Here is a 13130-nt window from a genome sequence, read left to right as displayed (position 1 = left end):
CGATCGTCCCTGCCGTGCCAGGACGGCCGGCCGTGTTGGTTCAGCAGCCTCGGGAGGCCTCAAGATTAACCATGCCGCCAGAATGGAGACGGCTTGCTGATCTTCCTCGAAAGTCAGGAAATCCAGCTATTTCGGCCGCCATTTCCGTCAATTCAGACAGTAAATCCTCCGAAAATACCATTCCGGCCAATCGCCATTAATATATTTGGCTGAATTTTGTCTGGCCAAGCCTTTCTTCTGTCCGATTCGGAACCAACTGTTAATTTTCAGTAAATGAGCCATTCGTCGTAGCGTAGCGTAAGGATGCTCAACCATGAAGAGACTTCCCGGGTTGATCCTGATCACCGGCCTCGCCGTCAGCACCGCTTCCTGCAGTTCCAGCCCGGCAGGGCGAGCCTTCAACGGCGCCCTGATCGGCGGCACCAGCGGCGCCATCGTCGGCAGCCTGGTCGCCCGCCAGCCGACCACCGGCGCACTGGTCGGCGGTGCCATCGGGGCGACCACAGGCGCCGTCGTCGGTCTCGTCACAACGCCCGAGCCGGCGCGAACCAGCTGGTTCTGAAGCCGGCGTTCCAAGCTCCCGGCTGGACTACAGGCCTCTGTGCGCCAGCCGGACGAAGGCATATTGGTACCAGTCCGCCCTGCATTTGACGTTCGGGCCCGCCGAGCGTCATAGTCCGGCTGTCATTGTGCGGCATGAGCGGAGCGCCCTCGATGTCGAGGCTGGTCACGGGTTTGGCGGGAACCATCATTCTGGCGATCTGGCCGGCCCTGTCCGCAGTCTCCTCGGAACTAGTACCGTGGCCGCCACATGATCCCGGCCAACCCGAAGCGAGCATAGCCATTACGAAGGAGTGGATTACTTCCCTGCGGGAGATCCACGACTTCGCCGGCCTCCAGAAGGCGGCCGGCTCCGGCGGCAGGCTTCTGGCCGTCGAAGCCGATCCGGAGACGCCGCGCGCGATCTACGGTTGGAAGGGACTGGACGGTCGCGGACAGATGAAGGTCTTCCTCTACCGCACCGGAGATTTCGGCATCGCGGCCAGCCCCGCGGACGGAGCGGGCGAAATCACCCTGAACAATGCGGGGGCCTTCGTCTGCCCGACCTGCTCGCCGCCGGTCCATGCCTGCGGCCGGCGCCCTTCCTGGGTATCGCACAGCGTGCATTGGGACGGATCCGACTGCCACTGCACCATCACCGGGCCCCAGACGATCCGCCCGGGCCCGTGTTGACGGCAGCCTCAGGCCATTGGTCGGGCGGAGTCATCGAGAATCAAAGGCTGTCGAACCATTGTGAGCGCTCAGCTCACTCAACGGCCGAGATCCCGAACCGCCGCCTTACCTGTTCCGCCCGCTCCGGCGCAACGCGAATCGAGACATGGGTGACGCCGTCCTCGTCGGTCTCGCGGGCCAGCACATCCGTATTGGCATGGAGCCAGGCAAGGCCTGCTCCGTCCGCCGGCGGGATGTCGACGGAAAGCGTCAGCCGCCCGGCGGCAACGACCGCCTCGACCCGATCGAGCAATGCCGGCACCCCTTCGCCGGTCACGGCCGAGACCACGATCGGACGATTCTCGCCATCGCGGCGTGACGCCGTCAGCAGCGCCTCCCGCGCGGGAGCCTCGAGCAAATCGACCTTGTTCCAGACCTCGATCACCGCCTGCCCGGTGCCCTCCTCGATGCCGAGGCTGTTGAGGATGGAGCGAACATCGCTGGCCTGGGCTTCGGTATCGCCATGGGAAATATCGCGCACATGCAGGATGACATTGGCCTCCAGCACTTCTTCCAGCGTGGCCCGGAAGGCGGCGACCAGCATGGTCGGCAATTCGGAGATGAAGCCCACCGTATCCGACAGGATGGCCTTGGTGCCATGCGGCAGCTTGAGCGCGCGCAACGTCGGATCGAGCGTGGCGAACAGCATGTCCTCCGCCAGCACCTCGGCTCGGGTCAGGCGGTTGAACAGGGTCGATTTGCCGGCATTGGTATAGCCGACCAGCGCCACGATCGGATAGGGCACCTTGCGCCGGCTGACGCGATGCAGAGCGCGCGTGCGCTTCACCTGTTCCAGTTCGCGCTCCAGCTTGACGATACGGTCCTGCAGGAGGCGCCGGTCCGATTCGATCTGGGTTTCGCCCGGACCGCCGAGGAAGCCTCCGCCGCCGCGCTGGCGTTCGAGATGGGTCCAGGAGCGGACGAGACGTCCCTTCTGATAGTTGAGATGGGCGAGTTCGACCTGCAGAGTGCCTTCCTTGGTGCGCGCGCGCCGGCCGAAGATTTCGAGAATCAGGCCGGTTCGGTCGATCACCTTGGCGCCCCAGGCCTTTTCGAGATTGCGCTGCTGCACAGGCGACAGGGCGCAATCCATCAGCACGAGGGTGATGTCCTCGGCCTCGACGACGGCCTTGATCTCATCGACCTTGCCCTTGCCGATATAGGTCGAAGGGCGGATTTCGCCGAGCGTGACCACGACGGCGCCCACCACATTGAGATCGATGGCGCCGGCAAGACCGACGGCTTCGTCGAGCTTGGCTTCCGGTGATCGTACGAGATCGCTCTCGCTCCGGCGAGAAAGCACCGGAGCGACGACGAAGGTTCTTGTGCCGGAAGCAACTTCCAGCTCATGCGCATCGATGCGATGCGCCGGATCCTTGAGAGTATTTGCTGTCAAACGTCAACTTTCGGGCGGGAGCGCTCCCGCCACCGCCGATACGGCAAGAATCAAAGCTTGTCCGCGCCTTCGATCTCACCGCCTTCGAAGAGCTGGACGGGATGGCCCGGCATGATCGTCGAAATCGCATGCTTATAGACCAGCTGGGAATGACCATCGCGACGCAAAAGCACGCAAAAATTGTCAAACCAGGTCACAACGCCTTGCAACTTCACACCATTCACCAGGAAGATCGTGAGCGGGATCTTGTTCTTGCGGACATTGTTGAGAAACGTGTCCTGTAGATTTTGGGTGCGCTCCGCCGCCATAATACCCCCGAAACTCCTTGACCGCGGTTGATCCGCGGACATGCACAAGCAAAATCAGCCAACGCTGACGCGCCTGCCTTTCATGCAATTATCCTACATAGTCGACGGGGATGCCGCGTCGCGCAAGCAAAAGTTTGCAATCGCAACACGTCATTCCGCGCAATCTGTCGGAATGATCGCAGATGGAGGTCAAGCCATCATCTGTCAAGCAGCAATGGTATGCCAAACGCTAAAGTGAACGCTCGGCCACCTCGTGAAAACGCGCCCGCAACCGCGCGGTGAGAGCCCCCGGCTTGCCGTCGCCGATCACCGTGTCGTCGATGCGTACCACCGGCATGATCAGCGCCGTTGCCGCCGTCACGAAGGCTTCCTTGGCTGCCTTGGCTTCCGCCAGCGTGAAGGGCCGTTCGCTGACCAGCAGATTGTCGCGCCGCGCAAGGTCCAGCAGTGTGGTACGGGTCACGCCACGCAGAATGCCACTCTCGGCGGGGCGCGTCAGCAAAGTATTTTCGCGAGTGATGATCCAGGCATTGCTGGCCGCTCCTTCGGTGACATAGCCGTCCCTGTCGACGAACCAGGCCTCCTTGGCGCCGCGCTCCTTGGCCCGCTGCCGTGCCAGCGCATTGGGCAAAAGGCCGGTGGATTTGATGTCGACCCGCTCCCAGCGATTATCCGGCAGGCTGATCACCGAAATGCCGTTGGCGGCGCCGGCCTCCGCCTTGCTGCGGTCGACGGAGCGGGCGGTCACCACCAGAGTGGGCGGCGTATCCGGCGCCGGAAACACGAAATCGCGCTTGGCGGCGCCGCGCGTGACCTGAAGATACACCAGGCCGTCGCGCACACGGTTGCGCCGGACCGTCTCGCGCAGAATCACCTTGAGCGCCCCCTCCCCGACCGGCATGCCGATGCCCAGTTCGGAGAGCGAGCGCTTGAGGCGGGCAAGATGCCGGGTTTGGTCGACGAGCCGGCCGCCGAAAACCTCGCAAACCTCGTAGACCCCGTCGGCAAACTGGAAACCACGGTCCTCGACATGCACGCAGGCGTCGCGCAGCGGCACATAGATCCCGTTCACATAGGCGATGCGGCTCATGACAGCCTCAGGAAAGCATCGACCGGACCGGGCGGCGAAGGCCGCCGCCGGGACCCGGCCAGGATTTGGCAACTCAGACGGTGTGCCGCAGATTCAGGTCAGTGACAACCCGCGATCGGCCATCACGGCAGCCAGAAAGGCGCGCCCTGGGCAAACCGCTTCCAGAGCTTGTGCAGCGAGCCGGCGGCGAATTCCTTGTCGCGAGTCTGCCAGCCGGTGATCAGGCCGGCGCCCCGATGCAGGGCGGCATCCTGCGTGTCATCGGTGAGCATGGCCAGCAGGCCGCCCGTCGTCGCCGCGTCATTGGCCAGACCGAGCCCTTCCTGGAGGTCCGCGAGCCGGGCAAGATAACGCTGCGCCTCCTCCTTGGTGTCGAAGACGCCACGGAAGAATTCGGCGCCGTAGCGCAGCTTCTTGAGCACGAGCCGCAACTCGTGCTGGGCCACCGGTTCCAGCCGCCTGAAATGCTTCCCGCCTTTCAGGGCTTTGCGATGCAGCCGCTCGAGCGCCTGGCGGGCAAACTCATCCGCCGTCTGCGCCAGGATGCCGAGCGAACCGCTGGCGATGTCGTTGCGCCAGGCGCGTCTTTCGACAGTGCGCCCGAGCGTCAGCAGGAAACGATTGTAGCGGGCACCGGCGAACAGCTCGCGCAGATGCTCATAGCCATGCAGCCGCCGCGGCTCGACATGGGCCCGCAAGGCGGCAAAGGCCCTCTCGTCTGGGCAATGTGTTTCAATGCCCGGAATGGTATCCACCACCAGCACATCCCAGTTGCGCACCGGCCCCAGTGTGGACGCCAGCCACTTGGCCTCGACCGCCAGCAATGCGAGCGTGGGTGAGCCGATCTGGCGCTGGAGGATCGAAATCGCCGTGCGCATGCGCCGCAGCGCCACCCGCATCTGGTGCACGCCTTCCGGCGTCCTGCCCTCCTCCACCACGGCCTGATTGGCCACCATGTGGCGCTGGCAGTCGCCGAGCAGCTTGGCCACGATCTCGTCGACATTGTCGGCGGCACCGATGCTGCCCTTGCTGGCCCGCACGCCCGCGGCGGGCGGATCATAGGCGAGCCTGTAGCCGCGATCGGCCTTGGCCAGCGTGCCTACGCGAAGGGGGGCGACATCGAGCAGGGCCAGGGCAACGTCGTAGAGGGCACCGGCGTCGCCGCCCTTGAGTTCGAGCTCGAGTTCGCTGATGGCCTCGCGGCGCTCGCCGGCCCGAATCTCGCCCTGGTCGAAGGCAAGCTCCAGATTGGCAGCCGGCAGGTCGAGCGCCTGGATGCGCCTGCGAAACTTGGTGACGAAAACGGGCTCGAGCACGCCTTTGCCGACGCCATCCATTCCGATTTCCAACGCCTCGGGCGGCAGCAGGGCCAGATCCGGCTCCAGGCTCGGCACCGGCACTTCCCATTCATGGCGAGCCAGGGGATTGGTGCCGTCGGCCGGACGTTTCAGAGTCTGAATGAAGCTCTTGCCGCTCTTGCGTACCCTGAGGGCGATCCTGTTGCGATAGAGCTGGCGGTCGGGCGTGTCGTAATAGGCATTCTCGAAATTACGGAAGACGCCGCGATTGCGCGCATGCTGGGCAATGACCGGCACCGACGCCAGGGAATCGAAGCTGCCGGCGGGCGCCAACAGCTTGAGCTCGATCTCCCGATTGGCAGCCGGGGCCGGCAATGTCTGTGCGGGCACTACCGGTGCGGGTCTACTGCCTGTTTCCACGTCCTTACTCCGAGAGACGCCACCTCCAGGCCGACCGGGCCACTCGATGACAGTTTCATGACGGAACGGAGCTATGGCAGATCGGATTGTCACATACTACCAACGGCCAGGGCTAAATTTAGCCTCGGCCGAGGGTGCAAACCGCCGAAAATTCGGCCCACCGGCTTCAGCCGGTCCAACCGCCGTCGATGATATGGATCTGTCCGGTCGTGTAGGTGGCACCGGCAAGATAGACGACGAGATCGGCAATCTCCTCGGGCTGACCGATTCGCCCGATCGGCTGGCGCGCGATGAAAGCGGCGCGTGCCGCCTCATAATCGCCCGTCGCCTCCAGCCTTTCGCGCAGGGAGGGACTTTCGACCGTGCCGGGCGCGATGGCGTTGCAGCGTATGCCCTTGGCGACATAGTCGGCCGCCACCGATTTGGTAATCCCGACCACGGCGGCCTTCGAGGCCTGGTAGGCGAAACGATTGGGAATTCCCTTCACCGACGAGGCCACCGACGACATGTTAATGATGCTGCCGTCGCCACGTCCCAGCATATGGGGCAGGAAGGCCCGGATCATGCGGAACATCGCGGTGACGTTGAGGTCGAAGGCGAAGTTCCAGTCCTTCTCGCTGCATTCGAGAATGGTGCCGGCATGCACCACGCCGGCGCAATTGAAGAGAATGTCCGCCCGGGGGCCATGGCGCTCGGCAAAAGCCGCGATCGCTTCCGGCGACAGCACGTCCAGCCGCTCGACGGCGATGCCTTCAATCCCGGCGAGATCCGCCAGCTTGTCCTCGGCAATGTCGGTGGCGACCACACGTGCCCCGGCACGGGCCAATGCAATCGCCGACGCGCGGCCGATTCCCTGGGCGGCTGCGGTGACGAGGGCTGTCTTGCCCTGCAGGGATTGGGACATTTCACTCTCCGTGGTCGAGTTCGGGCTAATGCCGGTTCATCGTTCAATAGACTTGGCGTATGGTTCGGTCGACTTGGCGCGTGGGCTTGACGTGCAATTTCAGGCAGGCCGATACACCGACCGATTGATACCTGCATTTGTATGATTTATTCAAATGCCAATCGTTGCAGGTTGTGAGCGGCACTCCGGTTCTCATCCCGAAAGGGCATGAACCTACCTCTGGCCCGGTTGCCCGGGCCATCCCTGTCCCATATGGTCGGCGCCGCATCGAGTTTCTGAGTCTGACAAGGCGGGATTATGTCCGAGCAGCGCATCTATCTCTATGTCGGCGGCCCCACGCGGCCCACGCCATACTATCCGACCCACAACGCCAAGGGCATATCCACTTTCTCCTTCGACCAGGCTACCGGTGCGATTGCGCCTGTCGGCCTGATCGAAGGCATCGACAATCCCACCTGGATCGGCGTCGATGCCAAGCGCAAGGTCCTGCATGTCAACAGCGAAGTGTTCGGCTGGAACGAGGGCACGGTGTCGGCCTATGCCGTCGACCCTGCAGACGGCACGCTGAGCTACATCAACAAGCAGCCGACGCTGGGCAGTATCGCAGCCTTCAACAGCCACGACCGCAACGCCAATTTCCTGCTCGTCGCCAATTACAGCCTGACCTCAGAAAGTGAATTGCCCAACAAGGCGATCGCCGTGCTGCCGATCCGAGAGGATGGCGGCCTGAAGGCGGCGGTCAGCGACGCCGCCCATGCCGGCACGGGACCCGATCCGGAGCGCCAGGAGCGCCCTCACCCCCATTGCGTTCGCGTTACGCCGGACAATCGTTACATCGTGGTTGCCGATCTCGGGCTCGACCTGCTGGTGGTCTATCGTTTCGATGCCCAGACGGGCGCGATCGCCCGCGCCGGGGCCGCTTCGGTCCCGGCCGGCGCCGGCCCGCGCCACTTCGTCTTCCATCCGCGCGGCAATCTGCTCTACGTCGCCAACGAACTCGATTCCACCGTGTCCTCCTTCGCCTTCGAGGCGGACCAGGCCAAGCTCACCTTGATCAGCACGATTTCCGCACTGCCTGAATCGGCCGGATCCGGCAGCTTCTGTTCGGAAATCGCGATTTCCGGCGATGGCGCCTATCTCTATGTCGGCAATCGCGGCCACGACAGCATCGGCATCATCGCCCTCGACAGCGAAGGCGGGATGGAGCTGGAGCACAACATGCCCTGCGGCGGGCAGTTTCCCCGCCATTTCGCCATCGACCCCTCGGGCAACTTCCTGGTGGCAGCCAGCCAGAACAGCGACAAGCTCGTCGTCTTCGCCATCAACAGGGAGAGCGGTGAGCTGACCCCGACCGGCACCGAAGTCCAGATCGGCACGCCGACCTGCGTGGCTTTCCTCCAGATCGGCGAAGCCTAAGGCATTTCTCCACAAGCCGGCATTGCGAACGCAGCGCCATTGGCGGCGGCCACCGGAGCCCTTGGAAGCAAGACGTGGGCAACAAGCTTCTCATTCTCGATGTGGGCTCCACCGCCCTCAAGGCGGTGCTGTATGACCGCACCGGTACGGCCGTGGCCTCGGCAACGCGACCCCTGACCACGCAGACCCGCTCGGACGGCTCCGTCGAGCAGGATGCGCGGGAATGGTGGGCCGCAACGCAGGCAGCGGTGAGCGAACTGCCGTTCCGGGCCGATGTCTGCGCGATCGGCCTGGCGGGCTCCATGCAGAATCTCATCGCTCATTCCTCGGCAGGCAAGCCCACCGGCCCCGCGATACTCTATTCCGATCGCCGCCTCGACCAGCAGGAAGTGGCGGCATTGGGCGACCGGCTTCCCGACGATTACGGCCGGCGCACCGGCAATCACCTCGATCCAGCCCATTCCATCCTCAAGCTGATGCGGCTCGAGCGCTTCCTTCCCGGCCTGCCGCTCGATGCCGTCGCGGGCTTTCTCTTCGGGGCCAAGGACGCGGTGATCCGGCGCCTGACCGGCTCCAGCGTGATCGACCCCACTACGGCAACGACCACCGGGCTCTACAACATCGCCAGCGGTACCTGGGACGAGACCTTGTTGGCGGCGGCCGGCGTCGGGCCTGCGCAGATGCCGAAAATCCTGGCTGCGGACGCGCTCGCCGGCCAGCTGACGGCTGAGGCCGCTGCCGTCCTCGGCCTGCCGCGCGACATCCCCGTCTACAATGGTGCGGGCGATGGCGCAGCGGCGACCTGGGGCGCCTTCGCCGATGCGCCCAACACCGCCTATGCCTATATCGGCACGACCGGCTGGGTTGCAGGCACCATGGACCTTGCCGATGCCCGCCCGCCACGCGACAGCTATACGCTGGCCGATCCCGTCGAGGGCGGTCGCGCGATCGTCATCACGCCCTTCCTGTGCGCCGGCGCGGCGCTCGACTGGCTGAGCGACCTTACGTCGTTGCCGGTGGAGGCGCTGCTTGACCATGCCGCGGCCGCTGGCGAGGCGCCCCATCCGCTGTTCCTGCCCTATCTCTTCGGCGAACGTTCTCCCTTTGAGGATCGCTTGGTTCGCGGCGCCTTCCTCGGCCTCGATCGCGGTCACGGCCCGGGCGCGTTGTGCCGCGCCGTGCTGGAGGGTATCGCCTTTGCCATCCGCCACAATCTGGAAGCCGCCGGCCTGCCATGCCAGCCGCTGACGGCGATCGGCGGGGGCGCCCGCAGCCCGTTGCAGCAACGCTTTTTGGCAGATGCACTGAACCGGCCCGTGATCGTGCCGGCCGCCAGCCAGGAGATGCCGGCGCTCGGCATTTACCGCATGCTCGCCCCCAGGCTCGGCTTCGAGCCCGTGCGAGAGCTAGCGGGCGGCGTCACGGTCGAGCCTCATCCTTCTCGCGCTGAAGCCGCGGATCGGCGCTATCACAGCTACCGCGCCGGGTCGGATTTCGCGCGCGAACTGCCGCGGACTATGCCATAGCAACGCAAACAAACTGCCCGGGAGATCGGCCCGGGGAACAAGGGTATCGGGGGATCCACGTGAAGATCGGTGTTTCAATCTTGGCCATGACCTTGGCCAGCGTCGTCGCGAACGCGGCCCATGCCGAAGATATCGCCGTACTGACGCCCTATATCAGCTCGGTCGCCACCAACGAGATCGTCGAAACCTTCAAGAAGGACGCCGCCGGCAAGGGCTGGAATGTCAATGTCGTCGATACCCGCGGCGACCTTCAGCAGCTGGCGAGCCGGGTCGAGGACGTCACCAATGCCGGCGTCAAGGCCATCGTCCTGGTCAGCGTCGACCCCAAGCAGATCGGCGATCAGGTCGCGGCCGCGGCCGCCAAGAAGATTCCCGTCTTCGCCCTCGACGGCGCCCTGGCACCCGGCGTGACGGCCAGCATCGCCACCGACAATTTCGCGCTCGGCACCATCCTGTCGGACAAGCTCTTCAAGCAGTTGGGCGGCAAAGGCAATATCGTCAAGTTCTACTATTCGGCCCATCCCGGCGTGCATCAGCGCGAACTCGCGCTCGACAAGGCGCTGGCGGCCAATCCCGGCATCAAGGTGATCGCCGAGCATTATGTGAAGGTCCCCGGCCCGATCGACGATTCCCGCCTCGCCATGGAAACCTTCATTCGCCAGCACGGCACCGAGATCGACGGCGTATGGGCCGCTTGGGACGAGCCGGCGATCGGCGCCCTCCTCGCCCAGCAGAGCGACGCGCCCGATTCCAAGATGGTGATCGCGGGTATCGACGGAAATCCGCAGGCCGTGGATCTGATCAAGCAATGCACCGACCTGATCGCCACCGTCCGCCAGGATTTTCCGGGAATTGCGCATAGCGCCGTGACGGAAATCGCCAACGTGCTGGAGGGCAAGCCCGTCAGCAAACAGGAAATCCAGGTCGAGGCCAAGGTCGTCGACCGGGCAAGCCTGGGCGTGACTTGTCCGCAATGAACCAGCCTCCCGGCCGCCCCGTGCCGCGGCTCGAGATCACCGGCCTGAACAAGCGTTTCGGCGGGGTACGCGCCCTCGATGGCGTCGATCTCAGCATCGCGCCGGGCCGGATTCATGCCTTGCTGGGCGAGAACGGCGCCGGCAAGTCGAGCCTGCTCAAATGCCTGTCGGGTGTCTATCGCCCCGATGGCGGCGCGATGCGGCTCGACGGGGTCTCGTACGCTCCCGCGGATCCCAGGGCAGCCGAGGCGGCGGGCCTGCGCTTCGTGCATCAGGAACTCAACCTCGTGCCGGGTTTCACCGCCGCCGAAAACGCCTTTGTCGGCCGGCCTTATCCGCGCCGTTTCGGCCTGATCGACCGGCAGGCCATGCATCGCCGCCTGGCGGCGATACGCGACAGGCTCGGCATCGCCCTGCCGCTGAATGTGCCGGTGCGCCATCTCTCGGTGGGCCAATGCCAACTGGTCGAGATCCTGCGAGCCTTGATGGACGAGGCCCGGATCCTGGTGCTGGATGAACCGACGGCCTCCCTGAGCGAAAGCGAGGCCGGCATCCTGCGAAAGGTGGTCGCCACTCTCGCGCAGGCGGGATGCGCCGTGATCTTTGTCTCGCACCGCATGGAGGAAGTGTTCGAACTCGCCCAGGATTACACGGTGCTGCGCAACGGCGTCACCGTCGGCCAAGGCCTGATCGGCGAAACCACGCCCGACGCCGTCGTGGCGATGATGGCGGGCGATGCCCAGCTCCGCGACGCCGTTCCGCCTCCGGCAATACAGGCCGGAAAGCTGCTCGAGCTCGACGGTTTTTCCCCCTCGCCCCGGCACGGCTCCCTGCATCTGCGCGCCCATGGCGGCGAAATCATCGGCGTCTACGGGATCGTCGGCAGCGGACGCTCCAGCCTTTTGAAAGCGCTCTGGGGCGCGATGCCCCAGGCAAGCGGCAAGCTGTCTCTGGCCGGGCGCCCGCTGCCGCCGCGCGGCATTCCCTCCCGCATTCGCTCGGGCGTTGCCTTTGCGCCGGAAGACCGCCGCGGCAGCGGCCTGGTGCTCGGCCAATCCATTCTCGACAATGCTGCCCTGCCGCGTCTTTCCGACGGTCGCGCCGTGGCCGGCCTGCCCTTCCTGTCCTGGCCCGCCCTGCGGCGCAATGCCGGGACGATGCTGGAGCGGCTCGCCGTGCGCTACAGCCGCCTCGCCGACCGTATCGCCACCCTGTCCGGCGGCAATCAGCAAAAGGTGCTGATCGGGCGCTGGTTCAGGCCGGGCCTGCGCCTCTTCCTGCTGGACGAGCCGACGCGGGGTGTCGACGTGCGGTCCAAGGCCGAGATTCACGCCCTTTGCCGCCGGCTCGCAGGCGACGGCACCCTGATCCTGTTTGCCACCAGCGACATCGAGGAATTGTTCGCCCTGGCCGGGCGCATCTTGGTGATGGTCAAGGGCGAGATCGCACTGGACGCACCGACAGCCGGCTTGACCCGCCAGCAGGTGCTCGCGGCAACCTTCGGCACGGCAAGACCGCATCGGGCCGATCATTCCCGGAGGACAGCTTGAACTTCACCGCCCGCTACGGCACGCTTTTCGGCCTTTTTGTCATCCTCGGGGTTTTCGCGGCGCTGTCGCCGGGCTCCTTCGCCCAGGCCTCCAATCTGATCAACATCACCCAGCAATCTTCGCTGCTGGCCATCGTGGCGCTCGGCGCGACCTGTGTGATGGTGCTGTCGGAATTCGACCTCTCGGTCGGCGCGGTGGTATCCTGGGCCGGCATCCTCGCCGTCAGCCTGTTCGCTCAAGGCTGGGGCATTCCGGCCACCGTTCTCGCCACGCTGCTGTCCTCGGCGATGGTCGGGTGCATCAGCGGCTATCTCGTCTCACGCCTGAGGGTGCCGAGCTTCATCGCGACCCTGGCCATCGGCACCGTGGTCGGCGGCTTCACCTTCTGGATCAGCGACGGCGCCACGCTGTTCGGCAACATCCCACCCGGCTTCCGTGATCTCGGGCGCGGCTCGCTGGCCGGGGTGCCGGTGCTGACGCTGTGGGCCGTCGCCATGACGACGCTCTGCGTCGTCCTGCTGGACTACACCGAGTCCGGCCGGCGCATGGCGGCCATCGGCGGCAATCGCGAGGCCGCCCGCCTGACCGGTGTGCCGATCGTGCGCAGCACGGTACTCGGCTTTGCGATCTGCACCCTGTTCGCCGGGCTTGTCGGCCTGCTGCTGGTGGCAAGGCTGGGCAGCGCCCACCCGACCGGCGGCAACGGCTTCCTGCTCCAGGCCTATGCCGCCGCCTTTCTCGGCATGACGGCTTTCCGCGGCGGCGACGCCAACGCGCTCGGCACCCTGCTGGGCGCGGTGATCATCGCCGTGGTGGCGAACGGCCTCACCATTCTCGGCGTGCCCAACTACATGCAGGACATCCTCACCGGACTGATCATTCTGGCTGCAGTGCTGGTGCGCAATGTCGGGCGCGGGCGGGAGTAATGACGGTGAGTGTCATCCCGGACGCGCTGCAGCACGCAGTAGTGCGG

The 13130-nt window shown here is 65.2% G+C and carries 12 protein-coding genes; 7 read left to right on the top strand and 5 right to left on the bottom strand.

Annotated elements, in window-relative coordinates; all coding sequences use genetic code 11:
• Nucleotides 1-313: 313 nt before the first annotated feature.
• Together C5L14_RS15345 and C5L14_RS15340 are read left to right on the top strand one after the other, a co-directional pair.
• Nucleotides 314-562, top strand: a complete 249-nt coding sequence (locus C5L14_RS15345; RefSeq protein WP_105862915.1) for a YMGG-like glycine zipper-containing protein — start codon at nt 314-316, stop codon at nt 560-562.
• A gap of 152 nt (nt 563-714) precedes the next feature.
• Nucleotides 715-1233, top strand: a complete 519-nt coding sequence (locus C5L14_RS15340) for a hypothetical protein (protein WP_105862914.1) — start codon at nt 715-717, stop codon at nt 1231-1233.
• Nucleotides 1234-1306: 73 nt separating this feature from the next.
• On the opposite strand, the gene hflX is transcribed toward C5L14_RS15340, so the two are convergent.
• The 5 genes from hflX to C5L14_RS15315 all read right to left on the bottom strand — a co-directional run bounded on the left by hflX (nt 1307) and on the right by C5L14_RS15315 (nt 6688).
• Nucleotides 1307-2668, bottom strand: a complete 1362-nt coding sequence (gene hflX / locus C5L14_RS15335) for a GTPase HflX (protein ID WP_105862913.1) — start codon at nt 2666-2668, stop codon at nt 1307-1309.
• 50 nt (nt 2669-2718) lie between these two features.
• Complete coding sequence (gene hfq, locus C5L14_RS15330; RefSeq protein WP_068290859.1) at nt 2719-2976, bottom strand: RNA chaperone Hfq; 258 nt, start codon at nt 2974-2976, stop codon at nt 2719-2721.
• A 229-nt stretch (nt 2977-3205) separates the two neighbouring features.
• On the bottom strand, nt 3206-4066 hold the full coding sequence (locus tag C5L14_RS15325) for a D-amino-acid transaminase (protein ID WP_105862912.1): 861 nt from the start codon (nt 4064-4066) through the stop codon (nt 3206-3208).
• A gap of 122 nt (nt 4067-4188) precedes the next feature.
• Complete coding sequence (locus tag C5L14_RS15320; protein ID WP_181161189.1) at nt 4189-5784, bottom strand: CYTH and CHAD domain-containing protein; 1596 nt, start codon at nt 5782-5784, stop codon at nt 4189-4191.
• A gap of 166 nt (nt 5785-5950) precedes the next feature.
• Nucleotides 5951-6688 (bottom strand): SDR family oxidoreductase, encoded by a 738-nt coding sequence (locus C5L14_RS15315; RefSeq protein WP_105862910.1) that lies wholly within the window; start codon nt 6686-6688, stop codon nt 5951-5953.
• A gap of 297 nt (nt 6689-6985) precedes the next feature.
• On the opposite strand from C5L14_RS15315, the gene C5L14_RS15310 reads away from it, so the two are divergent.
• From C5L14_RS15310 to C5L14_RS15290, 5 genes are all read left to right on the top strand, one after another.
• Nucleotides 6986-8104, top strand: coding sequence for a lactonase family protein (locus C5L14_RS15310; protein ID WP_105862909.1), 1119 nt, complete (start codon nt 6986-6988; stop codon nt 8102-8104).
• 74 nt (nt 8105-8178) lie between these two features.
• Entirely contained in the window at nt 8179-9630 is a 1452-nt protein-coding gene (locus tag C5L14_RS15305; protein WP_105862908.1) for a xylulokinase, read from the top strand.
• Between the two features lie 86 nt (nt 9631-9716).
• Nucleotides 9717-10607, top strand: a complete 891-nt coding sequence (locus tag C5L14_RS15300) for a sugar ABC transporter substrate-binding protein (RefSeq protein WP_105863238.1) — start codon at nt 9717-9719, stop codon at nt 10605-10607.
• The gene (locus tag C5L14_RS15295) at nt 10604-12157 is read left to right on the top strand and encodes a sugar ABC transporter ATP-binding protein (RefSeq protein WP_105862907.1); all 1554 of its coding nucleotides are present in this window, start codon (nt 10604-10606) and stop codon (nt 12155-12157) included. The genes C5L14_RS15300 and C5L14_RS15295 overlap by 4 nt, the downstream gene beginning before the upstream one ends.
• A complete protein-coding gene (locus C5L14_RS15290) occupies nt 12154-13083 on the top strand; it encodes an ABC transporter permease (protein WP_105862906.1) in 930 nt (309 codons plus the stop codon). The genes C5L14_RS15295 and C5L14_RS15290 overlap by 4 nt, the downstream gene beginning before the upstream one ends.
• Nucleotides 13084-13130: the final 47 nt, after the last annotated feature.

The sequence above is a fragment of the Labrys okinawensis genome, from assembly GCF_002982075.1.
Classification (GTDB): Bacteria; Pseudomonadota; Alphaproteobacteria; order Rhizobiales; family Labraceae; genus Labrys; species Labrys okinawensis_A.
This window is presented reverse-complemented; position numbering and strand designations above follow the sequence as displayed.

What these genes read in the sequence shown, in the direction of transcription:
- C5L14_RS15345 (WP_105862915.1), top strand. Translation starts at nt 314, where the DNA reads ATGAAGAGACTTCCCGGGTTGATCCTGATCACCGGCCTCGCCGTCAGC.
- C5L14_RS15340 (WP_105862914.1), top strand. Translation starts at nt 715, where the DNA reads ATGTCGAGGCTGGTCACGGGTTTGGCGGGAACCATCATTCTGGCGATC.
- hfq (WP_068290859.1), bottom strand. Translation starts at nt 2,976, where the DNA reads ATGGCGGCGGAGCGCACCCAAAATCTACAGGACACGTTTCTCAACAAT.
- C5L14_RS15325 (WP_105862912.1), bottom strand. Translation starts at nt 4,066, where the DNA reads ATGAGCCGCATCGCCTATGTGAACGGGATCTATGTGCCGCTGCGCGAC.
- C5L14_RS15315 (WP_105862910.1), bottom strand. Translation starts at nt 6,688, where the DNA reads ATGTCCCAATCCCTGCAGGGCAAGACAGCCCTCGTCACCGCAGCCGCC.
- C5L14_RS15310 (WP_105862909.1), top strand. Translation starts at nt 6,986, where the DNA reads ATGTCCGAGCAGCGCATCTATCTCTATGTCGGCGGCCCCACGCGGCCC.
- C5L14_RS15300 (WP_105863238.1), top strand. Translation starts at nt 9,717, where the DNA reads ATGACCTTGGCCAGCGTCGTCGCGAACGCGGCCCATGCCGAAGATATC.
- C5L14_RS15295 (WP_105862907.1), top strand. Translation starts at nt 10,604, where the DNA reads ATGAACCAGCCTCCCGGCCGCCCCGTGCCGCGGCTCGAGATCACCGGC.